21 protein-coding genes and 8 pseudogenes are annotated in these 23694 nt (G+C 67.7%); 19 read left to right on the plus strand and 10 right to left on the minus strand.

Features of this window, described 5'->3' with window-relative positions:
- Window positions 1–152: 152 nt before the first annotated feature.
- On the minus strand, window positions 153–410 hold the full coding sequence (locus ACFY2Z_RS40110; RefSeq protein WP_390748936.1) for a hypothetical protein: 258 nt from the start codon (window positions 408–410) through the stop codon (window positions 153–155).
- Between the two features lie 244 nt (window positions 411–654).
- On the opposite strand from ACFY2Z_RS40110, the pseudogene ACFY2Z_RS40115 reads away from it, so the two are divergent.
- Window positions 655–747, plus strand: a pseudogene (locus tag ACFY2Z_RS40115) (DUF6233 domain-containing protein); the annotation flags it as partial.
- A gap of 91 nt (window positions 748–838) precedes the next feature.
- On the opposite strand, the pseudogene ACFY2Z_RS40120 reads toward ACFY2Z_RS40115, so the two are convergent.
- From ACFY2Z_RS40120 to ACFY2Z_RS40130, 3 genes and pseudogenes are all read right to left on the minus strand, one after another.
- Window positions 839–1066, minus strand: a pseudogene (locus tag ACFY2Z_RS40120) (serine/threonine protein kinase); the annotation flags it as partial.
- 75 nt (window positions 1067–1141) lie between these two features.
- Window positions 1142–1771 (minus strand): hypothetical protein, encoded by a 630-nt coding sequence (locus ACFY2Z_RS40125; RefSeq protein ID WP_390748937.1) that lies wholly within the window; start codon window positions 1769–1771, stop codon window positions 1142–1144.
- A 9-nt stretch (window positions 1772–1780) separates the two neighbouring features.
- Window positions 1781–6649 carry an RICIN domain-containing protein gene (locus tag ACFY2Z_RS40130; RefSeq protein ID WP_390748938.1) on the minus strand — a complete coding sequence of 1623 codons (4869 nt, stop codon included), beginning with the start codon at window positions 6647–6649 and terminating at the stop codon, window positions 1781–1783.
- 707 nt (window positions 6650–7356) lie between these two features.
- Here ACFY2Z_RS40130 and ACFY2Z_RS40135 point away from each other — a divergent pair.
- Window positions 7357–7542, plus strand: coding sequence for a hypothetical protein (locus ACFY2Z_RS40135; protein WP_390748939.1), 186 nt, complete (start codon window positions 7357–7359; stop codon window positions 7540–7542).
- Window positions 7543–7711: 169 nt separating this feature from the next.
- Here ACFY2Z_RS40135 and ACFY2Z_RS40140 read toward each other — a convergent pair whose 3' ends face one another.
- Complete coding sequence (locus ACFY2Z_RS40140; RefSeq protein WP_390748940.1) at window positions 7712–9274, minus strand: hypothetical protein; 1563 nt, start codon at window positions 9272–9274, stop codon at window positions 7712–7714.
- A 218-nt stretch (window positions 9275–9492) separates the two neighbouring features.
- Between ACFY2Z_RS40140 and ACFY2Z_RS40145 the strand changes: the two genes are divergently transcribed.
- The 13 genes and pseudogenes from ACFY2Z_RS40145 to ACFY2Z_RS40205 all read left to right on the plus strand — a co-directional run bounded on the left by ACFY2Z_RS40145 (window position 9493) and on the right by ACFY2Z_RS40205 (window position 16432).
- Window positions 9493–9822, plus strand: coding sequence for a hypothetical protein (locus ACFY2Z_RS40145; RefSeq protein ID WP_390748941.1), 330 nt, complete (start codon window positions 9493–9495; stop codon window positions 9820–9822).
- Between the two features lie 162 nt (window positions 9823–9984).
- Complete coding sequence (locus ACFY2Z_RS40150; protein WP_390748942.1) at window positions 9985–10674, plus strand: ABC transporter ATP-binding protein; 690 nt, start codon at window positions 9985–9987, stop codon at window positions 10672–10674.
- Window positions 10671–11858, plus strand: a complete 1188-nt coding sequence (locus tag ACFY2Z_RS40155) for a hypothetical protein (protein WP_390748943.1) — start codon at window positions 10671–10673, stop codon at window positions 11856–11858. The genes ACFY2Z_RS40150 and ACFY2Z_RS40155 overlap by 4 nt, the downstream gene beginning before the upstream one ends.
- A 55-nt stretch (window positions 11859–11913) precedes the next feature.
- Window positions 11914–12888, plus strand: a complete 975-nt coding sequence (locus tag ACFY2Z_RS40160) for a hypothetical protein (protein WP_390748944.1) — start codon at window positions 11914–11916, stop codon at window positions 12886–12888.
- Window positions 12889–13247: 359 nt separating this feature from the next.
- Complete coding sequence (locus tag ACFY2Z_RS40165; protein ID WP_390748945.1) at window positions 13248–13514, plus strand: NAD(P)H-binding protein; 267 nt, start codon at window positions 13248–13250, stop codon at window positions 13512–13514.
- Window positions 13463–13628, plus strand: a pseudogene (locus ACFY2Z_RS40170) (IS256 family transposase); the annotation flags it as partial. The gene ACFY2Z_RS40165 and the pseudogene ACFY2Z_RS40170, both read left to right, overlap by 52 nt.
- Window positions 13626–13748 (plus strand): annotated as a pseudogene (locus tag ACFY2Z_RS40175) (IS256 family transposase); the annotation flags it as partial. The pseudogenes ACFY2Z_RS40170 and ACFY2Z_RS40175, both read left to right, overlap by 3 nt.
- Window positions 13745–14209 carry a GNAT family N-acetyltransferase gene (locus ACFY2Z_RS40180; RefSeq protein WP_390748946.1) on the plus strand — a complete coding sequence of 155 codons (465 nt, stop codon included), beginning with the start codon at window positions 13745–13747 and terminating at the stop codon, window positions 14207–14209. The pseudogene ACFY2Z_RS40175 and the gene ACFY2Z_RS40180, both read left to right, overlap by 4 nt.
- 229 nt (window positions 14210–14438) lie before the next feature.
- Window positions 14439–15017, plus strand: coding sequence for a hypothetical protein (locus ACFY2Z_RS40185; protein ID WP_390748947.1), 579 nt, complete (start codon window positions 14439–14441; stop codon window positions 15015–15017).
- Window positions 15018–15232: 215 nt separating this feature from the next.
- Window positions 15233–15586, plus strand: a complete 354-nt coding sequence (locus tag ACFY2Z_RS40190; protein ID WP_390748955.1) for a transposase family protein — start codon at window positions 15233–15235, stop codon at window positions 15584–15586.
- Window positions 15583–15747 (plus strand): annotated as a pseudogene (locus tag ACFY2Z_RS40195) (transposase); the annotation flags it as partial. The gene ACFY2Z_RS40190 and the pseudogene ACFY2Z_RS40195, both read left to right, overlap by 4 nt.
- Before the next feature lie 216 nt (window positions 15748–15963).
- On the plus strand, window positions 15964–16203 hold the full coding sequence (locus ACFY2Z_RS40200; protein WP_390748956.1) for a hypothetical protein: 240 nt from the start codon (window positions 15964–15966) through the stop codon (window positions 16201–16203).
- Window positions 16163–16432, plus strand: a complete 270-nt coding sequence (locus ACFY2Z_RS40205; protein ID WP_390748948.1) for a transposase — start codon at window positions 16163–16165, stop codon at window positions 16430–16432. Before ACFY2Z_RS40200 ends, ACFY2Z_RS40205 begins: the two co-directional genes overlap by 41 nt.
- 14 nt (window positions 16433–16446) lie before the next feature.
- Here ACFY2Z_RS40205 and ACFY2Z_RS40210 read toward each other — a convergent pair whose 3' ends face one another.
- Window positions 16447–17076, minus strand: coding sequence for a hypothetical protein (locus ACFY2Z_RS40210; RefSeq protein ID WP_390748949.1), 630 nt, complete (start codon window positions 17074–17076; stop codon window positions 16447–16449).
- 293 nt (window positions 17077–17369) lie between these two features.
- On the opposite strand from ACFY2Z_RS40210, the gene ACFY2Z_RS40215 reads away from it, so the two are divergent.
- Complete coding sequence (locus ACFY2Z_RS40215) at window positions 17370–17501, plus strand: hypothetical protein (RefSeq protein ID WP_390748950.1); 132 nt, start codon at window positions 17370–17372, stop codon at window positions 17499–17501.
- Window positions 17502–17546: 45 nt separating this feature from the next.
- Window positions 17547–18119 (plus strand): annotated as a pseudogene (locus ACFY2Z_RS40220) (XRE family transcriptional regulator); the annotation flags it as partial.
- Window positions 18120–18131: 12 nt separating this feature from the next.
- Here ACFY2Z_RS40220 and ACFY2Z_RS40225 read toward each other — a convergent pair.
- Together ACFY2Z_RS40225 and ACFY2Z_RS40230 are read right to left on the minus strand one after the other, a co-directional pair.
- Entirely contained in the window at window positions 18132–19058 is a 927-nt protein-coding gene (locus ACFY2Z_RS40225) for an IS3 family transposase (protein ID WP_390748951.1), read from the minus strand.
- Window positions 19059–19060: 2 nt separating this feature from the next.
- The gene (locus tag ACFY2Z_RS40230; protein WP_390748952.1) at window positions 19061–19507 is read right to left on the minus strand and encodes a hypothetical protein; all 447 of its coding nucleotides are present in this window, start codon (window positions 19505–19507) and stop codon (window positions 19061–19063) included.
- A 109-nt stretch (window positions 19508–19616) separates the two neighbouring features.
- On the opposite strand from ACFY2Z_RS40230, the gene ACFY2Z_RS40235 reads away from it, so the two are divergent.
- Together ACFY2Z_RS40235 and ACFY2Z_RS40240 are read left to right on the plus strand one after the other, a co-directional pair.
- A complete protein-coding gene (locus tag ACFY2Z_RS40235) occupies window positions 19617–21734 on the plus strand; it encodes a hypothetical protein (RefSeq protein ID WP_390748953.1) in 2118 nt (705 codons plus the stop codon).
- Window positions 21735–22028: 294 nt separating this feature from the next.
- Window positions 22029–22349: a hypothetical protein gene (locus ACFY2Z_RS40240; RefSeq protein ID WP_390748954.1), complete on the plus strand. Its 321-nt coding sequence runs from the start codon at window positions 22029–22031 to the stop codon at window positions 22347–22349.
- 57 nt (window positions 22350–22406) lie between these two features.
- Here the strand turns inward: ACFY2Z_RS40240 and ACFY2Z_RS40245 are convergent.
- Both ACFY2Z_RS40245 and ACFY2Z_RS40250 read right to left on the minus strand, forming a co-directional pair.
- Window positions 22407–22955, minus strand: a pseudogene (locus ACFY2Z_RS40245) (FAD-dependent oxidoreductase); the annotation flags it as partial.
- Window positions 22945–23171: pseudogene (locus tag ACFY2Z_RS40250) on the minus strand (ferredoxin). The pseudogenes ACFY2Z_RS40245 and ACFY2Z_RS40250, both read right to left, overlap by 11 nt.
- Window positions 23172–23694 lie beyond the last annotated feature (523 nt).

The following is a 23694-nucleotide window of genomic DNA, read 5'->3' on the forward strand; positions in this document are numbered from 1 at the left end:
CTCGCAGCGGCCTTCCCGGCCTCGGTGTCACTCGTCACGTCAGTCATCAACTGTCGCTTCCTGCTCTGGAGTTACACCACTCACCGTACAGACCCCATCGACGGATGCCTTGCTGAAACAGGGCTCACGTTGACGACATCACGGCAACAACGTCAGTAACGCGGGTGCGCGTTCCGATGTTGGTCGCCCGCCTGCTCCAAGGCGGCCTCGTAGGCGTGCAGGGCGGTGATGACCGTGGCGCGTTCCGCGGGGCCGAGACCGCGCATGACACATTCCCAGGCGGAGGCGCTGCCAGACAGCCATTCGCCGATGGGTGCGGCGTAGGCGGGGGCGATGGCGATGATGCGGCGGCGGTCGGCGGAATCGGCAGTGCGCTGCAGGACGTCCAGCCGTGACAGCTCGCTAACCATGAGGCTGACGGTCGTCGGGGCCCACCTCCAGCCGGGCGGCCAGGTCGTTGACGCTGGTGGGACCGTCGTACTCCAGGTGGGCCAGCAGCGCGATATGTCGCGGTGCCAGGTCCAGGCCCTGGAGCGCCGGAGGGATAGGCAGGCGCTTGGCGTCAACGACGGCGGACGACTCCTAAGGTCCACGCCGCGGCCTGCGTTGCCGCACGAGCGGCAGCGGCCTCCCGACCGGATCGTGAAACTCGGCATGGGCACGGGCCAGCCACCCGCCCAGGTTCACGCCGGCGATTGCCGCATAGCGGGCAACCGACGCCGTGCGGTCAACCTCGACGAGGCCCGCCGGCTGCCCGCTACAGAACTGCGGACGTGCAGCCACTGCCAGCCCGACACCCGGCTGCACATCCTCGACTTACCGACCCCAGCGGCGGCCCGGGGCTCTCGACGTACTCATACAGGCCGACGACGTACGGACTCTCCAGCCCGCCCAGCAGCCGCGCCTCCGAGCGGAACCCCTGCACGAAGCCCGGCTGGGTGCGCAAGGAGTCGCTGAGGTACTTCACCGCGACCGGAACCCCGGTCTCCACATGAACGGCGAGCACGTCCCGTCCGCTCGCCTCCAAACCGAGTTCCAGCTCGCGCGTCACGTGGGCTGCCCCCACCGACCCGGGGGAGGAAAGCCGGACGGCGTTTCTGCCCCGGGGATTGGTCCCGGGGGAGAAACGCCGTCCGTGTCGCTATGGCTGCTCGACCAGGTATTCCACTTCTGACACAAGGAACTCTCCGTAGTGCATCGCCGACCCCAGCACGCGTAGTCGCGCGTACTGCTCCTGGGAGAGCTTCGCGCCAACCCGGTGACCTGCCTCGGAGATTGACCTCAGCAGCAGTCGGAACGCCAAGTCGGGCGTGCAACCGGTGGCGCACCGGACGAGGGCGTGCCGGATGCCGTCCGGCAGGATTCGGGCCCGGTCGATCTCGGCCAGGACCGCGTCCAGGATGTCGGCACCGTCCTCGGTGTCGGCGCCGGTGAGCACCGCGACGACGTGTCTGACGGCCAGCCAGGCATCACACAGGTGGACGATGGTCTCCATCCATGCGGATCCCGAGGTGAAGCCCCTGCGCGGGTCGGAGAACGTTCCTTCCGGATTCGTCGCGGCCTGCCACAGTGTTTCGATCGTCGCTGTGTCGAGGTTGTCGAGCAGCGACTGCGCGTCCCGGCGGATGGCCAGGACCGCTTCCGGCTCGAGATCCGGATCCAGGTGGTACCGGACGGCCTCAGCGCCGGTGGTCCCGTTGTGCGTCCAGTCCGCGTGGAACATGGTGGTCAGCCACGTCAGGCCGAAGTCGGCGTCGTCGAACCTCTTCATTCGCACCCCTCACGTCGGGAACGCGGTGAACACATAGAACCCTCTCTTATGGCCCTTCGCGCGCTTGAGCACCACACGGTAGGTGTTCTTCGCGGTTGTGATGCTCCTGTCGCTGTGGGCCACATACCCGATCGAGCTTTTCTCGGGGTAGGTCCCGGTCAGGGCTTTCTCTCGCTGGCTGCCGCGCAGCCACCTCTGGATCTCCTCCGCCTTGGTGGCCAGGCAGTGGTCCACAACCGCCTGTGCGGTTGCGAGGTCTGTGAACACACCGTTCACGCCCTTGTCCTCGGCTAGGTCCTTGGCCCTCCCCTCGGTGACGAAGTCGGCTCCTTCACCGGCCGTGTGCTCGTCGAGCGTGTGAGCCAGGCCGCGGAACTCCTCGGCGTCGGCGACCAGATTGTTGCAGTTGTGGACGAGTACCGGGGTGTTGCCGGCCACCGCGTAGAAGGTGTGCAGACCGGACACGGTCAAGTCGTACACCGTTCGGGGCGTCGAGCCGTCCCGGACGCGGATCCCGGCCACCGTGCGCTGGGTGCCGTCCGGGGTGCGCAGGGCGTCGCCGACGTGCAGGTCGGACGCCAGGGTCCAGGCGCGGCCGGTGACGAAGAAGCGGTGTCCTGGTGTGCTGGTGAGACGGCCGCCGTCATCCAGCGTGATGTCGAGCAGTTCGACCGCAGTGTGGTGGAAGGTGCGCGTCACCGGTTCGCCCTCGGAGCGCCAGGTCCCCGGGTCGGCGGCCAGCAACCGGTCACCGGTGTGCACGTCACGGATCGCCTTGCGGCTACCGTCGGCCATGAGTACCGCGGTGGTGCCGGGGAAGCTGTTGACCCGGCACGCCGTTCGCAGCTCCTCGTAGACGTCCACCGAGTGTTCGATGTCGGCCAGCGCCTCAGCGTCGACGTCCAGCGTCTTCAGTGCCTTGAGCGCGTCGGTGATCCCTTCACCGGATCGCAGCGCGGCGTCCACGCCTCGGATCGCCTCGGCGACCTTTCCGAGCGGGCCGCCGAGCGGCAGCCAGGTCGCGGCCCATGCGCAGTCGCCCAAGCTTCCGCTGCCGTCACCGTGAACCTTGTGGTAGCAGCCGGTGAAGTCGCCCTTGATCGAGTTGAAGATGCCCTTCCAGACATCCACGGTCACATCCCACGCGGGGACCTTGACCTTTTTGGTCAGGTTCGGGACCGTCAGCGTTTTCAGGAAGACCGTGTCCTCAGCCGGGCAGCCCGCCTCGGTGGCGGGTACGTCCGGGTTGAGGCACAGGTAGTAGCTGACCACCGCGTCGAAGTGCGCAATGAACACCATGGTGTTGCAGTCGAGGCCGTGGCACTCGTTGGGCAGCTGCTCCGGCTCGCCATGCTGCTTGATGTCGTCGATGACGGAGAACACCCCGCCGACACCGGTCGCCGCGCCCGTCTGCACTTGCTCGTTCGCCTTGGCCCGTTCGGCCTTGTCGGCCGCGTCCTGGGCTTCCTTGGCGTACTTGTCGGCGTCTTTGGCGGCCTGTTCGGCTTCGGTGGCTGCGGCGTCGGCGCGGTCGCCTGCCGCGCGGGCGTCCTTGGCGTCCTGTTCGGCCTGGGCGGCAGCGGAGCGAGCCGCCTGGGCGTCGAGTTCGGCGGCGTCGGCCGAGTCGCGGGCGTCCTTGGCGTAGCCCTCGGCGTTGCCGGCGGCCCTGTCTGCGGCTGCGGCGTCCTCGGCTGCCTGGTTGTCGTAGTCGATGGTGCGGACCAGGGACGCGGACGCTGCCGCGGCGGCGTTGGCGGCGTCGGCCGCGTAGCCGAGGGCCTCCTTGGAGTAGGTGCGGGCGTCGGCCGCGTACTGGGCGGCGTTGGCGGCGTGCTGGTAGGCCTCCTTGGCGTCGCCTTTGGCCTGGTCGGCGATGTTCTTGGCGGCGGCGGCCTCGGCCTGGGCGTTCTTGGCGTGGGCGTCGGCGACGGCCTTCTGCTGGTCGGCGATGGACTTGGACGCCTGCCCGGTCAGTACGACGAGGCCGGCGGCGGAGTCGGTGTCGACGTAGGCCGAGCCGAGTTGGACGGCGTCGTTGGCGGGGTTGGCGACCTGTTCGGCGGCCTTGTCGGCGTCCACGGCGGCCTGTGCGGTGACGTGCGCGAAACCGGCGGCCTTCGCCGAGGCGGCGAGTGCCTTGCCGGCCTCCGTGTTGGCCGCGTCCGCCTGGGACTTGGCGTCCTTGGCGTGCTGCTCGGCCTCGTCGGCTAGCTTCACTGCCACCGTCGCCTCGGCGGAGGCATCCTGGGAGGCCTTGATGGCGTCGGCGACTGCGCCGGTGGCCGTCTTCACCGCCGAGTCCGCCTTCAGCTTGTCCGCCTGCGCGGCGTCCGCGTCCGAACGGGCCCGCTTGGCCGCAGCCTCTGCACGGGTCGCAGCCGCGTCGGCGTCGGCCGCCGCCTGGGTGGCCGCATCCGCGTCCGCGCGGGCATTCTTCGCCGCGGTCTCGGCGTCGTCGGCGGCCTTGTCCGCGTCGTTGGCGGCAGCGCGGGCGTCGCCAGCCGCGTCCCCGGATTCGACCTTGTCGGCGTAGGCGTCCTTGGCGTCGGCCTTCGCGCGGGCCGCGTCCGCCTTCTGCTCGGCGTCCCAAGCGTCATCCCGCATGGCCTGGGCATGATCCTTCGCCTTGACCGCGTCGTCCCGCCGGTCCCCGGCCGTCTTCTCCGCGGCGTCCGCCTTGTCCTTGGCGTCCTTGGCCTTACTCGCCTGTTCCTCGGCGGCCTTCTTGTCCTGGGCGGCCTCGGCCTGCTTGGCCGCGGCCGTCTCCTTCTCCGCCTTGGCCGTCTTCTCCTCCGCCTCGGCCACGAGCCGCTTGGCGTGGGCGTCGGCGGCGGCCGCCTTCGCGTCCCCCTCGGCCTTCACCGCGTCGGCGACCTTGGCCTCCGCGGTCTCCTTGTCTTTCTTGGCATTGTCCCGGTGCACCTTCGCCGCGTCGGCCGCGGCCTTGGCCTGCGCCTCGGCTGTCCGCGCGGCCTCCTTGCGGAACTCCGCCTTCGACTGCGCCGCCTGCGCGAGCGCACGCTGCGCGATGGTCTGGCTGTCACCGACCGAGGCGCGGGTAGCGGCCTCGGCAGTCTGCCCCGCCTTCACCATCGCCTGGAGCGCGGCGGCGGCACCCTTGGTGACCTGGGCCTTCTGCTGGCCCACCAGCAGACCACGCCCCCGCGGGGCACCGTTGCCGTCCGCGATGGTGTAGGCGGCCTGGGTGGCCGTGTCCGAGCCGGTGGCGGCCTTCTTGGCGATCTCCAGCTGGGCCTGCAGCACACCGAGCTGCTTCTTGGCCTGCGCCTGGGCGTCGGCGATGCCCTTCTTCGCCTTGTCGAACTGGGCCTTGTCCGGGTAGGCGAGCTTGTCGGTGCCCTCGTGCCCCTTGGGAACGACCTGGAACTTCTGCGGGTCACTGCCGTTGCAGTCCCACTGCCACGAGTCGTAGCCGTTGTCGAACTTGTGCAGGTCCAGGCACTTGCCCGTGGCGGCGTTGCGCAGCTCGCTCGCGGCGCGGACGTCGAACTTCCACTGCTGCGCGTCGGTGTTGTTGCACGTCCAGATCTGGATCTTCGTGCCGTTGGTGGCGTTCCCGCTCTGCACGTCCAGGCACTTCTGGGCGTTGACGTTGAACAGGGCGTAGCCGTGGGGGTAGCCGAAGATCTGCCACTGCTGGGCGGCGCTGCCGTTGCAGGTGTAGATCTGCACCGGGGTGCCGTTGGTCTTCCCGCCGCCCTGCACATCCAGGCACTTGCCCTGGGCGGCCTCGACCTGGATGACCGCGGGGGACTCGCCGATCCAGCCGATGCCGCCCGGGGCCCAGTACTCCTGCCAGCGACTCAGATGGTCGGCGATCCAGGACTGGCCGAGCATCTCCCCGAGCGCCTTGGCACCGGCCGCAAGAGCCTTGGTGGCGTCGCGGTTGGCATCGAGGATCTGGTCGCGCTGGGTGGCCTGGGATGCGATCTCCTGCTGCCACTCGGCGGACGCGGCGGCGACCTCCTTGCCCATGACCTTGTCCGGGTCGACGGGGCTGCGCCAGGCGCACGACGCGAACCTGGCCTTCAAGTCCTCCACGGCGAGCCGGAATTCCAGGCTTCCGGGCTCGGGTGCGGTGCGCGGGAAGCCGCCGGAGGACAGGAACAGCCGGGCGTTGTCCGTGCCGGGCGGCTCGATCGACCAGTTGACGAACGCGTCCCACGCCTGGTGCTCGGCGGACGCCTGCCCCCAGTCGGGCGCCGACGGATCCGGGTTGCTGCCGTAGAGCGGGGTGCCGAGGTCCTTGACGGCCTTGACCGTGGCGTCGTCGGCCTTGGGAGTCGGGTCCTGGTAGAAGTCGCCCTCGCCCTTGTCGAACCGCTCCCGGATCCACTGGGAGAGGCCGGTCTGCGCGAAGAAGTTCTGCCGGTCGTCGCCCCCCGCACCAGGCGGCCACTCGAAGTCGGCCTTCGACTCGAAGCCCCCTGGGGTCGACAGACCCTGGATCTGCCAGTCGCGGAGGTGCGCGTAGAGCGCCGATTCCTCCTTGTCGGAGGAGGACTTGTCCTGGTCGTAGGCCTTCGACAGCGGAGTGTCGGTCCAGTAGTCCCGGTTCGCCGCCCCATGCAGCTTGTCCGCGGGCTGGTTCAGCGCGTCCTGTGCAAGGCCGTATATGCCCGGCCCGCCCAGCCGCAGCGCGCCCGCCATCAGGCACTGGTCCTGCCGCAACTGCTCGGCACCCTTGACGTCGAAGCCGTCGTAGCTGTCGGCCACACGGGCGGAAGGGGGCATAGACGAGCCCGGCTGCACCGCGAGACCGGCCAGCACGGCCAGGCTTGTGACGGCGGTGAGGGCCGGGGCGAGTCTGCGTGGTCTTCGGGTTCCGGGCAGCCGGAACCAAGGTCTGGAACGCACGAGACGCATCTCTTTCTTCGTTCATGGGTGTGGACCGGGAGAACGGCCAAAGAAGAAGGAGCAGTCGGCCCCCGCCCTTGAACGCGGAAGCGCCAGCCCGAATCGACGCCTACGAACGCCTGGAACGCAGGGACGACGGCATGACGATGAAACCCTCCCCGTGAGCGACAGTGCTCCCGCTGCCGCAGATCGACACGCACCGACACGGACTGGTCAAGATCCGTTCACAGCGCGGGCATACCTTACGCACGCGCAGACGGTTTCACACAGATGTTTGTTTCACTGGACGAGGACGCCAGCCTGAACCAGCCATGGCGGCGACCGACCGAAAGTCGCGAACAAACACCCTTCCCTGCAAGGGTGTTCTGTGAAGCCGACGTGCGGTTTCTGTGCATGGAGACAGCAAACGCAGGGCCATAAACACGCAAGAGATGACCGATTCTCGCCGTTGGCACGCGGGCCGGGTGTCGGCCCAACCAGTGCCTACTGCTGCACGGCCTACGCGCCGACAGCGCCGATCCTCCTCGGCGTACTGGCGGTGAACGGAATGCACTTCGCCGTCATGTGGTTGATCGCCCGACACCCAGGCAACGCCGCCGACGACCACGACCACGCCTACACCGAGGCCGAACGCCGAACCCGACTCACCACACATCCGCTGATCGCCCACCAGGACGGTCGGATCCTCATCCTGCCCTGGCTCGCCTATGCCGCTCAGCAGCGTCAACCAGACCGCCTTCGACGACGGGCACCTGCCCCATGCCGAACTACTGAAGAGTCGGCGGTGGTTGTACCAGTCGATCTTTTCGGCGGTGGCCAGCTCGACCCGGGGAATCGTCTTCCAGGGCCGCTGGGGTTTGATCAACTCGGTGATGAGCTGGTGCTTCTCGTAGAGGTCAAGTCAGCACCACCGTGCCAGCACCTTCGCTTGGCCACCGACAGGCGCGTTGAGGAGGTCCAGCGGATGCTCGGACGCGCCCACACCCAGGTCGACAACAGCGCGTCCCTGATCAAGAAACTGGACTCGGGACAGCTCAGGGGCGTGGCACTGGGGCGTGGAACTCAGCCCCGGCGGTAGGACCGTGCGGTGTGCGTGCCGTCCCCGACGTCGGCTGGAAAATGAGCGTGGTTGCGCTGGAGACGCGTCCGAGCCCGGTCACGTGCCGGCGTTTCCGCCACGGAGTCGGCGCGTTGGTACACCGTGACCCGCCGCCCACGGACCTGCTCGTCCGCCACGACTGTGAAGTACTCCTTCAAGACGGCTAGCTTCACGCTGTCCCGCTCGCCTGATACCGGCCGGGCCACCGTGGCCGCGTCGGTCACCAGCAGGATCCGCCGCTGGGCCAGCATCGAAGCACGGATGCGGGTCGGGTCGGCTTCCTCACCCTTCAGCGTCCCGGAAGCCACCGGGCTCTCCGCCAGCGCGATGTCCCGCAGACCAGCGAAGGCGCCGGGCGAGACCAGCGCGGTGTCGCGCCGGGCCGCGGGGACGAAGAGGACCGCGTCACCGGTTTTCTTCAGTTGTCGGACATCAGCCGCTACCGCCAGGACGTCGTCCACCCTGCTCGCCGGGGACCGCTTGGCCAGCGACTGCGGAAGCAGCGCAACCACCGCCACGGCGACCACCGCAGGGACAAGCCACGTCGACGCTCCGGGGAACCGCAGCGCGGCCGCACGTACAGCCGCCTCGAGTCCGGTACCGATCAGCAGCGTCAGCCCGAGGAGGCTGAACAGAATGTACCGGTCCACGAACAGCGGCTGGATCAGGGACAGGCCGGCCAACCCGAGCTGGGGCACAACCAGCAGCGGCAGTCCGACGGCAGCCACCGACAGCCGACCGGCCCGCGGGCGGTCCAGCAGGGCGCCAAGACCACCGATCCCCAGGAGGACCGCCGGGCCGATCATCATGTGCCAGGTCAGAGGCGGTATCCAGGACACCTGGTCGGACTGTCCCCGGCTGAACAGGATCAAGGGCGATGCGCACATCACGGCGAATGACGAGGACACTGCCCAGCGCATCCAGTCCCTGCACCGAGCCCGCGTCCAAACCAGGGTCGCCGCATGCGCGGGCAGGATCAGCAGCGAGAGCCAATTCAGCAGAGCACACAGCAGAATCATGCCGCCGTACGCCGCCCAGAACTCCACCCGGCCGCGCCGCTGAAGCAGCGTCACCAGGAGCAGTGTCGCGCCTCCCGCCCCAGCCGCGACCAGCGCGTAGGGGCGGCCTTCCTGAAGGTAGAACTGCGCGGACGGGACCAGCCCCAACGCCAGCCCGCCCCCCAGGCCCGCCCAGAACCCCGCCAGTCGTCGGCCCACGACGGCCACACAGGCCGCCGCCAGGGCCATGGCGAGCACGGATGGTAGACGCAACGTCGTGGTACTGGCCCCGAAACATTCAAAGATGACGTGCATCAAGAGGTAGTAGAGCCCATGGACGGCGTCGACCTGCCCCAGCATGTGCCATATCTCGCCGACCGACCGCTGGGCCACCTGCCATGTCGCGGCCTCGTCCCGCCACACGCTGTGCTGCCGGGACAGCCCCCACATGCCAAGGCCCACAGTCCACACCAGCGGGACCGGCCAGACGGGCAGGCGATGCCGGAGACCGGCTATGTGAGATGCCATGGAGCGGCCAGCTCCTCTGCGGTGTCATGAACGGAACGAACGCCCTACGACGATAGGTGCTACCGAGTAGACATCTGACATTCACTCGCCGGATGCGGTGTGTGGATCAGATCACATCAATCCGTGGCCTTTTGACCCTGCGTCAAGTGATCAACATGTGTACTGCGTGCAGGCCTCGAAGATCTTTTCGAGGTTTTCAGAAACGAGGGGAAACACAAGTGAAGAAGATGGTCATCGGCGTGGCGATCGCCGGCGTGGCGATGCTGGGGGCGTCTCCTGCCATGGCGCTGAGCGCGTACTCGCCCTCCGCGAAGGCGTACGCGGAGACGCACGCCAGCGACTCGCAGGTGTCACTGGCGATCTACACCGACCAGTGGGCGCACGCCGACTACTACCGGACCACGGACCCGTCCGACCCGTACCACCTCTGGAACAAGAGCGCCAAGGACACGACCTCCTGGAGCGGCAAGGGCGGCAAGGTCACCCAGATCCGCACCTGCAACTGGGTGAAGGACAACGACGACGAGTGCAGCAGGTGGTACCGCTAGGAGCTCCGGGCTCTCCAAGGCGCAGTGATCGACCAGTCACTGCGTGAAAGGCCCTGAGGGTTGGGAGGCGCGTAGACCGACGCGCCTCCCAACCGTCTTTCCGGCACCAGTACGGTCGGCCGGACCGAGCGGATGTTTCCTGGGGGAATGTGGATGAGCGGCATGATGCCGGACGAGCCCGTGCTTGCTGTGCGCGGGCTGCGATACGAGGTCGCGGACCGCGTGTTGCTGGATGGAGTGGACCTCGAGGTGGCACCCGGGGAGTCGGTGGCGGTCGTCGGGCCGAGCGGTAGCGGCAAGAGCACCCTGCTGGGCTGTGCGCTGGGGCTGATCCAGCCGTCTTCGGGCTCGGTGAACGTGGTCGGCGCAGACGTGACGCGAATGAGGCGGCGCGCCTTGGAACAGCACCGTAGCAACCACGTCGGAGTTGTTTTCCAGTTCGGCGAACTGCTGCCGGAGCTGACGCCCGTGGAGAACGTCGCTCTGGCGGCCCTGCTGGCAGGCACCAGTGCTCGCCAGGCCTATGAGCGAGCAGAGGAGTTGCTGGTCGAGCTTGGTGTTCCCGTCAAGGGAGTACCGACCGGCCGGCTTTCTGGAGGTGAACGGCAACGAGCCGCGGTCGCACGGGCCCTGATGAACGAGCCGGCACTGCTGTTGGCCGACGAACCGACCGGTGCCCTGGACTCGGCCACCCGGGACACCGTGGCGGAACTGCTGTTCTCGGTGCCCAAGAGGTGGAACTGCGCGCTGGTCGTGGTGACCCATGACGTCGAGGTCGCCCGCAGGGCCGACCGGCTCCTGGAACTCAGCCAGGCTGCATTGGTGCCATACGTCGTGGAGAGCCGCGCATGAGCAGAACTTCCCTTGCCGCCCAACTACTCCGTATGGGGTGGGCTGCCGGACGGCGTACCGGCGACGGGGCGGTCCGCGGCGTCGCCCTGCTCCTCGCGGCAGCCTCATTGACGCTCGGTCTGTCCGCCGTGGCAGCGGTGTACGCGGCCTATGACGGGATGGAACACCGCACAGGCGAGCGCGCGTTGCAGTTCCAGGACGCGTTTCCCGACCGTCCGGCGGTGGCGGTCGCCAGGAGCGACTTCGACGAAGCGGAAGGACGCCAGTACAGCCTCGTCTATCTTCGCCCGCTTTCCAGGAACACCCCGCTTCCGCCGGGGCTGGACCGGTGGCCCGCACCAGGCCAGGCTGTGCTGTCACCGCAGCTGTACCGGGCCCTGCGCGCCGAGGGAGCGCTGTCCAGGCTAGGCAAGGTGGTCGGCGTCATCCATGAGTCCGGGCTCGCCAGCCCGGGCGAGCGGTACGCCTACGTCAATCCCACGGACAAGCAGCTCGACAAAGCCGGATTCTCACGTGTCGTCGGGTTCGGAAAGGACAAAGGGTTGCCTGCGGGCGATGTCCTGTTCGTGTCCGACCGCGGCAAGTTGCTGACCGCGCTGTATCTGATTCTGCTGCCGGCCGGTGTGATGGCCGTCGTCGCCGCGCGCATGGGGTCGGCAGGCAGGGACAAGCGCACCGCGCTGGTCAGCGCGTTGGGGGGTGGCTCGCGGCATCGGCTCTGGCTCACCGTCGGAGAATCGGCGGCACCAGTGCTGGCCGGTGCGGTGCTGGGTACACTTCCGGCCTTCCTGACGATGACGACGGACCACGTGCGTCTGCCCTGGATCGGCTACGGGCTGTCGAGCGCCGACCTGCGGCACTGGTGGTGGGCCACGGCCCTGGCGGGGTGCGTGGGAGCAGTGGGCACTCTGGCCCTCGTCTGCGTGATGCACCGCCCTGGCAGGCGGGGAGGAACTCGGCCCGTCCAACTGTCTGTTCGTCAGGGACAGGTCATCGGCATTGGCCTGTCCGCTGCTGATCTTCACTACGGTCTGGGGTCCCGCGCTCCTGGATCCCGCACAGTACGCGGACCTCCGGATGAAGCTGTACAACGCGGGTGTGGTGGCAGTCCTGGCCACCTTCCCCTGTGCGGTCGCCCTCGGCGCGGGAGCGGCGGGCACCAAGATCGCCGATTCAGTCCGTAGGACAGGCAGTTCAGGGGCCCTGGTCTCCGGCCGGCACATCGCCGCTCATCCAGGTGTGACCGCGCGCCTGGTCGCCGGGGTGGGGATCGCCATGGTGCTGGTCAGCCAAGTCCAACTGAAGAACTCGCAGTTCAGCGCGAGCGCACAGGCTGCTCAGGACACGGCACACCGCATCGGGCGCAGTGTCGTGCTCCTTCAGGTCGACCCCACCAGACTGTCCCCGGACCAGCTCGCCGGCACGCTTCGGCGGCTGCCGGAGAACACCGAAATCTTTGCCCTGTACCCCCCGACGGGCTCCGTCTCCGGCGGACTCCCCCGTATCCAGGCACCCTGCACCGCCCTCCGGGCCGTAAAGCTGCCCTGCTCGCAGCAGGGCACCACAACTGGCACAGCCCAGGCGGCCCCGCGGATCGCAGAAGCCGTGCACTGGTCGGTCCCGGCCGGTGAACGTATCGCCGTACAGGAGGGAAACGTCCTCCCGGACAACGGGAAGAAGGCACCGTCCAACCTCGTCCTGACCTCCTCCGACGGCCGGGACCTGGACTACAACCGGATCAAACAGCTCCTGAGGGACACCCTCCCCGTCGCGGCCGTCACCGCGGAGCTGCCGGGCGAAGGGTGGCTGGTGGGCGCGCGAAACGGAGCAGCCCACGGCAGATGGGTCACCTTCTTGGGAGTTCCGGGCCTCCTCATCGTCACCCTCGCGGCCGCCCTCGGCAATCTCGCCGAGTTCCTGCGGCTCAGCCGCCTCGTTGCGCCGCTGAGCGTGCTGACCGGTCGGCGGAGGGTCTACTACTCGGCCGCCGCCTGGGCTCTGCTCGCCCCGCTCCTGGCTGCCATTGCCACCAGCGTCATCGTCGCGTCCTGGCTGGCCGCTCCCCAAGAGAGCCCAGCCGACGGCATCGGGCTTTCCGACAGTACGTTGTCCGCCACCGCAGCGGCACTGGCCGTCCTGGCCGTCCTTACCTGGTGGTGGGGAGCCCGCGCGGCACTCCGCCAGGCGGCCCGGTGGCGCCCCTACGGAGAATAGGAGCAGCGCATCCAGTCACGCCGAGTTGCGTCGCACCGAAGGGGCGGGGCGCAGTTCCCGGTGGAGCTGCGCCCCGCCCCGCTTTCCCTCATCGCGCACCAAACTCGACGTCGCCCGGTCTCCCGGCAGCTCTACGAGCGTGAGGGCCCCGAGCAGGTGCACTCGCCATCGCCTAACTGACGGTTTCAAAATGCGTTCGGTGGGAGACCAGAGCCGCTTCCACGCTGCCTGCCATCCTCGCCGCCGTGGCCGACAACCTGTTGTTGGACAACTGCGTTCGTCGGTCGACTCAACGTGGGACGGGGCTGTCCTCTCACGGTGAGGTGTCTCCCTGAGTAGTGACGATCAGAAGGAGCATCATGGCGATCTTGGCGACCGGAGCCACCGGCAATGTCGGCCGGAACGTGGTCCGGCAACTCGTTGAGGCCGGTGCGGAGGTGCGGGCTCTGACCCGTAGCCCACGCACGGCGGGGTTCCCAGAAGTCGTGCGCGTGGTTGCGGGAGATCCCCGAGTGATCGATCGACTGGTATCGAGCAGGCCGGTGTTCGCAGCACCGGTCAGGAGGGCCCGCCCGTGCTCAGCGCAGTCAACTCTGACAGCACCACCGCCAACGGCTCCTCCTTGATCGACGAGCTCGTCCGTGCCGGCGCCCGGCAGATGCCCGCCGCCGCACTGGAGGCCGAAGTCGGCTTGTATGGGCGAGTTGGCCGACCAACAGGATGAGGACGGCCATCGCGTCGAGTCCGCCCGGGCCCGCTCGCGGGCCGTGAACGCACCCCACCTCGTTGCCCTTGTCCGCGCCGGAGCCCACTTCGAACGCGGCCAGCCAATCGAACGTCCTGGAGTGATCGCCGCATGAACACCGTTGCTCTGCGACCGGCGGCCCCGGCCGACAGCGAGTTCTGCTTTCAGCTCCACAAGGCCGCCATGGGCGACTACGTTGCGGCGGTCTGGGGCTGGGACGACGAAGATCAACGCGCCTATCATGAGAGCGGGTTCGATCCCGATCGATGGCAGGTCATCACCGTCGACGGGGCCGACGCGGGCATTTTGGTCGTCGAGTACCGTGCGACCGAGGTCTACCTGGCACGGATCGAACTCCATCCCCACCACCAAGGGCGAGGCATCGGTGCCCAGCTGATCCAGTCCCTGATCGATACCGCAGCCCGCCGGAGCCAGCACCTCATCCTTGACGTGCTCGTGATCAATACCCGCGCTCAAGCCTTCTACCAGCAGCACGGATTCCGGGAGGTGGCCCGGCACGGAGAGAACAACAGGAAGATTCGAATGCGCTCCACCCATCGGCAGACCAACGAGTGAAGACGTCTGACCACCCGATCCACACGTCTTGACGATCGCTCGGCTCCCACTGGCCGAACGGCATGTCGACAGTCACGCAATTTTCCACCAGCGGCGTCAACTCCCCCGCCCACACGTTCGAACGAAGCCGGTTTCTCCCGCCGCCGGTCATCCGCATGTGGTTCGCTCCGGTCGGCTCAGCTGATAAAAGGCTGGTTCGCATCCCGTCTCGTGCCTGAAGATTCTCGGCGTGGCAGACACGGAACCTACCGAAGAAGAGACGCCGGACGGGCTGCTGGGCTGGTGCCTGGTGGCCAACGTGGCGCAGGAAACCGCGCGCGGCGAGAGCGGTCTCGACATCCAGCGCGGCACAAAGCACTTCCCCGTAGGCGCCCTGCTGTGGATCCCACCCATGCGCTGGGACCCCGGCTGGGGGCGCTGGCATGCGGTCGGGCGGCACAGAGGCAACGGCCGCCGGTACGTCAACATGGTCGTGCGCGCGGATGACCTGGAGAACTTCCGAGTCAAGGGCGTCTACAGCGAAGGACTCGTCCGCAGCCTCAACGGCTACGATCACGACCCGGCCGCCCCGCGGACCCTGCAGAACCCGTGGACTCGCGAGCGGGCCCAGAGCTGGGCGGACGGCCGGAACCAACTCCGGGAGGGCATCGTCATCGACGGTCAGCGTCACCCGCGGATCTCCGTTCCCAACCCTCCGCCGGCAGAGCTCCAGGTCGGCGGCGAAATCCTGCACCTCGCCCAATACGGCACCAGGGGACCCCACTACAGTCGCATGCCCCCTCCCGTGGAATGGGTCCCCCAGAACTGAGACGCGGCGTTCGAACGTGTGGGCGGGGAAGTTGACGCCGCTGGTGGGGAATTACGGGCTCTATCGCCGATCTTGTGACGTCTCCTGCCCCGCTGGTTATCTACCAGGTGTACGGTTCAGGGGGTTTGGGGCGGTTGCTGCCACATTTAGCTGGTGTGGTGGTCGACACGATCGAGCGTGCGGCCGGAACAGTCACGTTCTGCGCTCACTCCGCAGTGCCGACAGCGAGGTGTCCAACATGCGGGGTGGTGTCTTGGCGTGTACACGGACGGTACACGCGCCGGCTCGCTGACGTGCCTCTTGGCGGAGCCCTTGCGGTGATCGAACTCATGGTGCGCCGGTTCAAGTGCCCCAATCCGCAGTGCCCGGCGGTTACGTTCGCCGAGCAGATCGAAGGGCTGACCAGCCCGCATGCCCGGTACACGCCGCTGCTGCCCACGCTGCTCACGTCGATCGCCGCTGTTCTGGCGGGTCGGCCAGGTGCACGGCTCGCAGCCGCGCTGAGCACCAGCGTCGCCAAAGACAAACTCCTTGAACTCCTCGCGGAGCACCGGAGTTACCACAAATGAGCGTGCGGGTGCTCGGGGTCGACAACTTCGCGCTGCGCAAGGGCAACTCGTACGCCACGATCCTGGTGGACCTGGAAGGACGGCGTCCAGTCGATGTGCTGCCGGGCCGGGGCTCCGAGCCTCTGGCCGCCTGGCTGCGCGGCCACCCGGAAATCGAGGTGATCTGCCGTGACCGGGCCGGCGCCTACGCCGAAGGTCCCCGCAGCGGGGCCCCGCAGGCCCCAGCAAATGGCAGACGCCTGGCACCTGCTGCGCAACCTCGCCGAAGCGGTGGAGAAGACAGTCGGCGCCCATCACCAGTGCATCCGCAAGGCGTTCACGACGACCCCGGCCGTCACGGAGTCCGCCACGGTGCCCAAGGAACGGAGGAGTTACCGATGGAAGGGGTGCCGTTCGTCCCGCCGGACGCTACCCGGGACGTCCTCGGGCACCCCAGGCGGCTGGTGGCTTGCACCGCCGAGCGGTACACGGCGGTGCAGCAGCTACTGTCCGAAGGCAAGTCTCTGGCCGCGATCGGCCGCCAGCTGCGGCTGTACCACTCCACCGTACGGCGCTTCGCCCGCGCCCAGAGTCTCGATGAACTGCTGGCCAAGGCCACCAACCGGGCATCGCGGTGAGGAACTGCCCGCCTGGATGGACCGCGTCCTCTCAGACGACCTACCCGCCCTGCATTCCCTCGCCAACGGCATAAAGAGGGACCTGAATGCGGTCACCGCCGACCTGTCCACGCCCTGGAGCTCGGGCCAGGTCGAAGGCCAGGTTACGAGGGTCAAGATGCTCAAGCGCATGGGCTACGGCCGGGCGAACCTCGATCTCCTCCGGCGACGAGTCCTCAGCAGTCCCTGAGTCCCAGACCGAGGTCAATACCAGCGGCTGAAAGCAGCAACGCCGGATCCGGCCTCCGCGGCGTGTCGAATCACCCGTAGGGGCGCGTCAATGAGTCCCGCCGCATCGCAGTCGGGTGTATCGCCCATCGCGGTCATCCAGTCGGTAATCCTAGAGAGGGCGGTGCCTCGCTGCGCGTCAGACATGAGCAGGGCTTCCTCAACCCGAGGCAGAGCGGCCCGAACCTCGTCGGCGGAAAGCAGAAAGTCCCCGAACCAGCCCGGGAGCATCGCCGACCGTTCAGCGCCAAGGCCGTAGTACAGGGCCGCGACCGGGTTTGCCTTCCGGGCAGTCGCAACGAAGAGACCAGCGCCAACTACCTCAGGCATCAACGCCATACTCGCGTCCCGCACGGCGTCCGTGGCCGCGGTGGACACGTTGGCGTCCTCGATGAAGTCCGCGAATCGATAAGCGACCGACGTGGGCGCCAAGGATCCGGAAGGACCCATAGAACGCTCGAAAAACGCCTCGTCCTCACCGCCGTTCAGCCACCAGGCTAGCGCCTGGCTGAAACCCGGGGGCTTGTCCCAGTCGCCGGGCCGTATGAGATGGACGTAACGGTCCGGAAGTTCCCGAGCCTCCGTGTCAGGGATGACGCCAACCACCCACGCTCCTGTCGAGCTCACCGTCACCCCCTCTCAGTCTGCGGAGGCAACTCTATCCGCCTCGCTGATCGGCATCACAAGATCCCCGACAGAGCCGAATTACGTCACGTTCCACACGGCATCGCGGGGACGGAGCGTCGAGGACATCTCCAAGGCGTCGTCGTGCACGAAACGCGCCGTACGACCCGCGCGATCACGTACAGGGTGAGGAGCGCGCGTAGGGAATCTCACCCGAGACCCGACCTGGCCCCTACCCTGGCAGTGACAAAGGTGCCAGGAGGGGCAAAGCCGTGATGTCTCAAGATGCATCCCCCAACCCGTACGCCCACCCGCTGGTGTTCGGCCAACGCCTGCAGATCCTGCGCACGCGCAGGGGTATGACCCGAGAACAGCTCGGTGGGCTGGTCGGTAAGTCCGGTTCCTGAGTCAAGGGCATCGAGACCGGTCGCCTGGGAACACCCAAGCTCGACATGATCCTGCGCATCGCCGAAGTGCTGCGCGTGCGGGATCTGGCGGATCTCACCGGCAGCCAGTCCATGCACACCCACCTGTCCACCGGCCCCGGCCACCCACGGCTCCCCGCTGTGAAGGCTGCGGTCGACGCCTTCCCGGTGACCACGCAGCGCGCGGCGCCGCCGGCCGCGCACCTTCAGGCACGTCTTGCACGGGCCTGGTCGGCGCGACACTCGGCGCCGAACCACCGCGAGGCGATCGGAGCACTTCTGCCGGGCCTGATCGGCGACGCACAGCTGGCCGTGCGGCAGGCCGAGACCGGCGCAGGCCGGAGAGCCGCGCAGGCCGTGCTGGCCGAGGTCTATTCACTGACCCAGTTCTTCGTGGCCTACCAGCCCGATGCTGCCCTGTTGTGGTGGGTGGCCGAGCGGGGACTGGTCGCTGCGCAGGAGTCGGAGGACGCGCACGCGATCGGGGTTGCCGCCTGGCTGGCGGGCCAGGCCCACCGGGATGCGGGGCCAGGGCACTTCGAGGCTGCGGACGCGGTGAACCTCGAAACCCTCGCCTATCTTGAACCGCTCCTGCCCGATGAAGTTCCCCGTTCAGCGTGGACAGGGGGTGGTTACGCTGCGGGGGCGAGGTCTTGCGTAGTAAGCGCCCTGGTTTCGACCGGGGTGACATACCCGTAGACGGGGTGCTTGCGCAGGCTCGTGCGGTTGTACTCGACCTCTATGAAGCGGAAAATGTCGGCGCGAGCGGCTTCGTGAGACTCCCAGACGGTGGTCCCGATCTCCGCTTTCAGCAGTCCGAAAAAAGCTTTCGGCAGCCGCGTTATCGTAACACGAGCCCGTTCTGCCCATGCTCTGCCTCAGCCCCAACTCCTTTATCAGACTGCGGTATTCGCGCGAGGTGTATTCCGACCCGCGGTCCGAATGTGCGATGCAGCCTCCCTGTAGACCACCGCGGCCGGCGGCCATCTGCAGCGCGTCAACGACCAACTCGGCACGGTGGTGCTCAGCCATGGCGTAGCCGACCACCTCACGCGTGGCCAGGTCGATGACCGTGGCGAGATACCACCAGCCTGCCAGTGTCGGCAGGTAGGTGATGTCCGAGACCAGCTTGGTGCCTGGCTGGGCGGCGGTGAAGCCGCGTCCGACCAGGTCCGGCGACGGGGCCGCCTTCCTGTCTGGCCGGGTCAGGCTGCGGCGCTTGCGGCGGGTGATCCCGCGGATGTCGCGCTCGCGCATCAGCCGCTCGACTCTTCTCCGGTTGATCCGCCGCCCCTTCCTGCGCAGCGCCGCGGTGATCCTCGGGGCGCCGTATGCGCGGCGGGACGCCGTATGGATCTGTCGGATCTCGGCAACCAGCTCGTCCTCCCGACGGGCCCGCTCCTCGACGGCCGGCTGGGCTGCGAGGTAGGCGTAGTAGCCCGAGCGGGACACCCCGAGCACCTTGCACATCAGGGTGACGCTGTGGCCACCGGGTTTGTCCTCGGTGGCCTTCTCCGCGTCGATGAACGCGTAGCGCACGGCTACTTCGTCGACTCCTTGGCGAAGAAGGCCGCTGCTTTTTTCAAGATCTCGACGGTCTGCTGCTGTTCCCGGTTCTCTCGCCGCAGACGGCGAAGCTCTTCCTTCTCGTCACTGGTCAGCGCACCTGCCAGCCCCTGACCCCGGTCGACCTTGTCCAAAGTGGTGAGGCGCAGCGCCCAGTCCGCGGCCTGCGTTCGGTCGGGACGGACGGGAATCCGGCCGAGCAATGCGGCATCGAGCAGTTCAGCAACAACCCCTTTGATGGTGCTGCCCGCACTGGTGCGCAGCCAGCGGTGACAACGCCGGGCCGCCCCAGCGGCCTGGCCGCTGCGACCCCGGCACCAACCAGCCCTGCTCCAAGGCCCCGCCCGCGCGCGCGGGCCCGGAGAGGCGACCTCACCGATGGCGATCTGGCCCTCGCCGCCGTCTCCCGGCGCGATGCCCACTCCTTCAGCGACCAGTACAGACCTGTGGGCCGTCGACGAACTGCACATGGTCATCGATCGGGGACCGGGAGCGGAGCCCACCGTTCGGGCGTGGTAGTACGTTACGACTGTGATCGACTACGACGCTGAGGTCGAGCGGATACTGGACGGACCACCGAGCAAGCTTGCGTTCCGTGCTCTGTGTGCTGCTCTCGGCCGTGCGGGCAGCCCTTCGGACCTTGTCTCCCTGTGCAACGAGCGACTCTCTTCGTGGCCTGATGTGGTGCGCGAGGCATCGTGGTCCTGGCTCGCTGCGCTGGACGCCGGTTATACGAAGCCGACGTGGCTGCTCGTCCGATCATTGGCACTGCAGTCGGCACGCAGCGGCACCCTCGATCCCGCTCTGCCGGACCCGCGCTCTCAATCCGAAGTGCGCGGTGTAACCCACCTCGACCTCGGCTGGTACGCGAGCGATCATCTCGCCGCGCTGGTCGAGAGCCTGGACCACTGGAACAACCTGCGGTCGATCCGGATCGCCGGCCTCACCGACGTGGACGGCGAGCTGCTCGTGGAGCTCGCTGACAACGCGGCCATCACGCGGATCGAATCGCTGGATCTGGTGAGCGTTCGTGAGGACATGTGGCATTTCAAGAAGCCGCCGTTCCGCCCGCTCGCTGCACGGCCGTGGCGGCTGCGACACGCCGGTCTACGGGCACCCGACCTGGTCCACTTGATGCGCTCGAAACTTGTGCCGGACCTGCGCTCCGCCGATGTTCTCGTGTGCAGCGTCGACGAGGCACAAGACCTCGCCGACTGCGAGGAACTCGCCCAGCTCGACCGCCTGGCGATCGGGTTCCGCTGCGGCAAGAACGGACGCCAGCCGCTGTGGAAGCCGTACTTCGGCAATGTCATCGATCAGGACGACAACGCATGCGGAGCGTTCTTCGCGCGCGCCAATCTCGCCAGTCTGCGCAACCTCACAGTGCGGGGCACGGCCATGGGGCTCGGTCGCGAGGGGCTCGGTGCTCGCGGCGTGGACGCCATCGTCGACAGCGGCGTGTTGCACCAGCTGACCGGGCTGGCTCTTGAACTGCTGCCCATCAGCGACGCGGCCATCGCACGCGTCCTCGGGGGCATCGGCCAGGACCACATCGAGAAGTTGATGCTCGCGGACCTCGTCGCCACGGACATGACGGCCGCAACATTTGCTGCCGCCGACACCTTTCCGCACCTACGTCACCTTGATCTAAGCCGCAACCGTCTCAGTACGACGGGGGCGCAGCGGTTGGCGGCCGACGTCCAGATGCCTGCACTTGAGTACCTCGACCTGAGCGGCCGCGAAGGTGGCTCGCCGTACTACGGACGCCCCGACGTCCAACCGGTCGGCGACCTGGGCGCCAAGGCCTGGGCTTCGTCGCAGAATGCCACGAAGCTGACGTACCTGAACATGGCGGCCACCGGGCTCGGAGAGGGCGGACTCATCGCGCTGATGACGTCTGAACGGCTGCAGAAGCTCAACACCCTCGACCTGTCATGCAATCCAGTAGGCAGCTGGCCCGCAGCGCTCTGCAACGCCCCGGTCTGGTCCACGTTGCAGACTCTAGACGTCACTGAGTGCAATCTCGACGATGGCGACGTCGAAGCCCTCACGTCAACGACCTCAGCTCCCAACTTCCACAGCATCTCGCTGGCTTACAACAGCCTCGGGTCGCAAGGCGCGAGAGCGCTCGCCTCGTGGGCAGTGCTACCGCAGCTCTGGGAGCTGAACCTGCACGACAACGTCATCGGGGACGACGGTCTGATCGCACTGGCCACGTCCCAGGCTGCTCAGCGACTGCTCGAACTTGACCTGGAACAGGACTGCTGGAACGCCAAGGCGCGGAGGTACGGTACGCAACTGCCGACCGTGGTCGTTGACCAGGCGTCATTTCCCAGCCTCGACGCAATATTCCTAGGTGTCGTCGACGAGTACCACGGTGCTCGCTACTCCAGCGGATTCCCCACCGACATCCGGCAGGAGACCGACGCATCAGCAAGCACTACGCGACCTGAGCTAGCAGCATTTCTCACTCACCTCGACATGGAGGAACTCGACGGCCCCGGTGACCCCGAAGGGGAGAGCGAACGCGCCGACAGCGACTTCCGCACCGAGCGGAACGCGCGCCACGCCGCGTTCATCGATGAGGCCCAGAACTTCGCCCGCCGCATGATCGAGGGCGACATCGGCTGGCCCCCTCCCACTTCCTGAGAGGGCGGTGCGTGAGGTGATGCCCGTTTCGGGCTTCGGGTGGGCTGTTGGGCTGGTCGTGGCCTGACCAGGCGGCTACGACTGCGGCTTGCTGGACCGGCTGATCAACGCCAGCCACCAGGTGATCACGAGCGGCCCCAGCTACCGGCCCACAAGCCCTGACGGCCCTGATCCATCGCGCGCAGGAGCGTCGATACGGCTGGCCAGCAGCTCGCTGGCGCTCCTGCCTCGTTGTCCTTGCCGCGTGAGAGGCTGCCCGGCGACACCACAGGGCATGGATGGAGAGCTGGCGGCATGGGTTTCGAGGGCGAAGTCTGGCGACTGATGCGGCGGGAGGACCTGCTCGGCGAGATCGTGATCGACGAGGCCGACTTTCCATGGCTGAACGGTCGCTTCGTTCCAACGCCGACGTTCGGAGAGGTGAAGCCGTGGTTCGACGAGTCGCTGGCTCTGATGGAGGCGGAGGAATACGAGCGGTTTGACGACTCCTACGACCGGATCGCGGACACCTTGTCGCTGGTGGCCCCGTCAGGTCCGGTCGCGGAGTTCCTGCTCCACATCAGTAATGTTCGTGCCTGGTTCAGGTGGAGTGACGAACCATTCGATGATGTCTGAGCACCTCAGGCGCTGGGGAATTTCGTGTCCACAACCCCTGGGGAATTACGCCGTCGTCGACACCGTCACTTCCAGGCCGCGCTCCCGGCAGACGGAGGCGATCTCGGAGCCTGTGAAACCGGCGCCGATCACCAGCGTCCGACGTGGGCCGGTGGCGAGTTTCCGGTACAGCCGTGCGGAGTCGTCGCGGGTGCGCAGCACGAAAACCCCGTCCAGCGCCGCCTGCTCCGGACGGAACCAGGGCCGGGCGTTGGTACCGGTGGTGATCAGCAGGCGGTCGTAGGGCAGCGTGTCGACGTCCGCCAGGACCACCTGCTTGGCGTTTCGGTCCAGGCCCGCGGCGGCCACGCCCAGACGCCATTCGGCGTCGATGTCGCGCCTGCGCGGCAGCGCGGTCGCCTCGGCGTCCTCCAGTCCCAGCAGCACCTGCTTGGACAGCGGGGGCCGGTCGTACGGCTCGTGCGGCTCATCGCCGATCAGGTTGAGCGACCCGGTGAAGCCCCCGGTCGCGCAGGATTTCCGCCGCCGCAGTCCGGCCAGCGAGGCACCGACGACGACGATGCGCCCTTCCCGCCGGAGGGCCTCGGCACCGGTGTCAGTCGACACGACCCTCGACCCCCTTCGTCGGTTCGTCGGAGGATTCGGCGAGAATGGCCTGGACCGGGCAGGCGGCCACGGCTCGCTCCACCTGGGCACGCAGCGCCTCGTCGAAGCGGGCGGTGTAGAGCAGCGCCTCCTCGCCGCGGAGAGTGAAGACGTCCGGGCAAGGAAGGCGCACTGCGCGAATCCCTGACACCGGTTGAGGTCGACGACAAGCCTCATTTGGAACGCCATCCTCACTCGGGCCGCGAAGTCCGCAGTTCACGCAGCCCTGTGCGTTCGGTTCACTCGAATGGTCGGCATGCCTCCTCTACATCATCAGCTCGACCAGAGGCCCACGCAACGCGGGAGCAGCGGCTTCGCCGTGAGCGTGAGCAGCCGGTGGACGAGCACCGCCCCCGTGTCTGTGCCTCCCGCTCCGCCGAGCACTCCGTGACCGCCGCCCTCCCCGTTACGGCATCGTCGGCGCAGATACCGGGTGCGCGGTTGCTGCGCTTACGGGAGTAATGCGAAGCCTGCGCACGCCGGGCAGTCTGGAGGTGGGGGGCGCGTGGCATGTGCTCGAGCCGCATGTTCGGAAGTGGCGATGTCACCGCTGACGCCAGGCACGTCGGGAAGAGGTCCCATGAACGAACATCCGCTGATCGAAGACGGGCCTTCCCCCGTGATGGTGGACACGGTGCGTTGATCACGCGGCGAGCGTGAGCTTAGCCGCGTGGTGTCGGCGTTCGTATTCGTTGGGGCT

It is taken from the genome of Streptomyces sp. NPDC001222, assembly GCF_042896945.1.
Taxonomy (GTDB): domain Bacteria; phylum Actinomycetota; class Actinomycetes; order Streptomycetales; family Streptomycetaceae; genus Streptomyces; species Streptomyces gibsoniae.

Excerpts from the sequence above, each read along its gene's own strand:
- ACFY2Z_RS40110 (WP_390748936.1), bottom strand. The coding sequence starts at position 410 with ATGGTTAGCGAGCTGTCACGGCTGGACGTCCTGCAGCGCACTGCCGAT.
- ACFY2Z_RS40125 (WP_390748937.1), bottom strand. The coding sequence starts at position 1,771 with ATGAAGAGGTTCGACGACGCCGACTTCGGCCTGACGTGGCTGACCACC.
- ACFY2Z_RS40135 (WP_390748939.1), top strand. The coding sequence starts at position 7,357 with ATGCCGCTCAGCAGCGTCAACCAGACCGCCTTCGACGACGGGCACCTG.
- ACFY2Z_RS40140 (WP_390748940.1), bottom strand. The coding sequence starts at position 9,274 with ATGGCATCTCACATAGCCGGTCTCCGGCATCGCCTGCCCGTCTGGCCG.
- ACFY2Z_RS40150 (WP_390748942.1), top strand. The coding sequence starts at position 9,985 with ATGATGCCGGACGAGCCCGTGCTTGCTGTGCGCGGGCTGCGATACGAG.
- ACFY2Z_RS40155 (WP_390748943.1), top strand. The coding sequence starts at position 10,671 with ATGAGCAGAACTTCCCTTGCCGCCCAACTACTCCGTATGGGGTGGGCT.
- ACFY2Z_RS40165 (WP_390748945.1), top strand. The coding sequence starts at position 13,248 with ATGGCGATCTTGGCGACCGGAGCCACCGGCAATGTCGGCCGGAACGTG.
- ACFY2Z_RS40180 (WP_390748946.1), top strand. The coding sequence starts at position 13,745 with ATGAACACCGTTGCTCTGCGACCGGCGGCCCCGGCCGACAGCGAGTTC.
- ACFY2Z_RS40200 (WP_390748956.1), top strand. The coding sequence starts at position 15,964 with ATGGAAGGGGTGCCGTTCGTCCCGCCGGACGCTACCCGGGACGTCCTC.
- ACFY2Z_RS40205 (WP_390748948.1), top strand. The coding sequence starts at position 16,163 with ATGAACTGCTGGCCAAGGCCACCAACCGGGCATCGCGGTGAGGAACTG.
- ACFY2Z_RS40215 (WP_390748950.1), top strand. The coding sequence starts at position 17,370 with ATGTCTCAAGATGCATCCCCCAACCCGTACGCCCACCCGCTGGTGTTC.
- ACFY2Z_RS40240 (WP_390748954.1), top strand. The coding sequence starts at position 22,029 with ATGGGTTTCGAGGGCGAAGTCTGGCGACTGATGCGGCGGGAGGACCTG.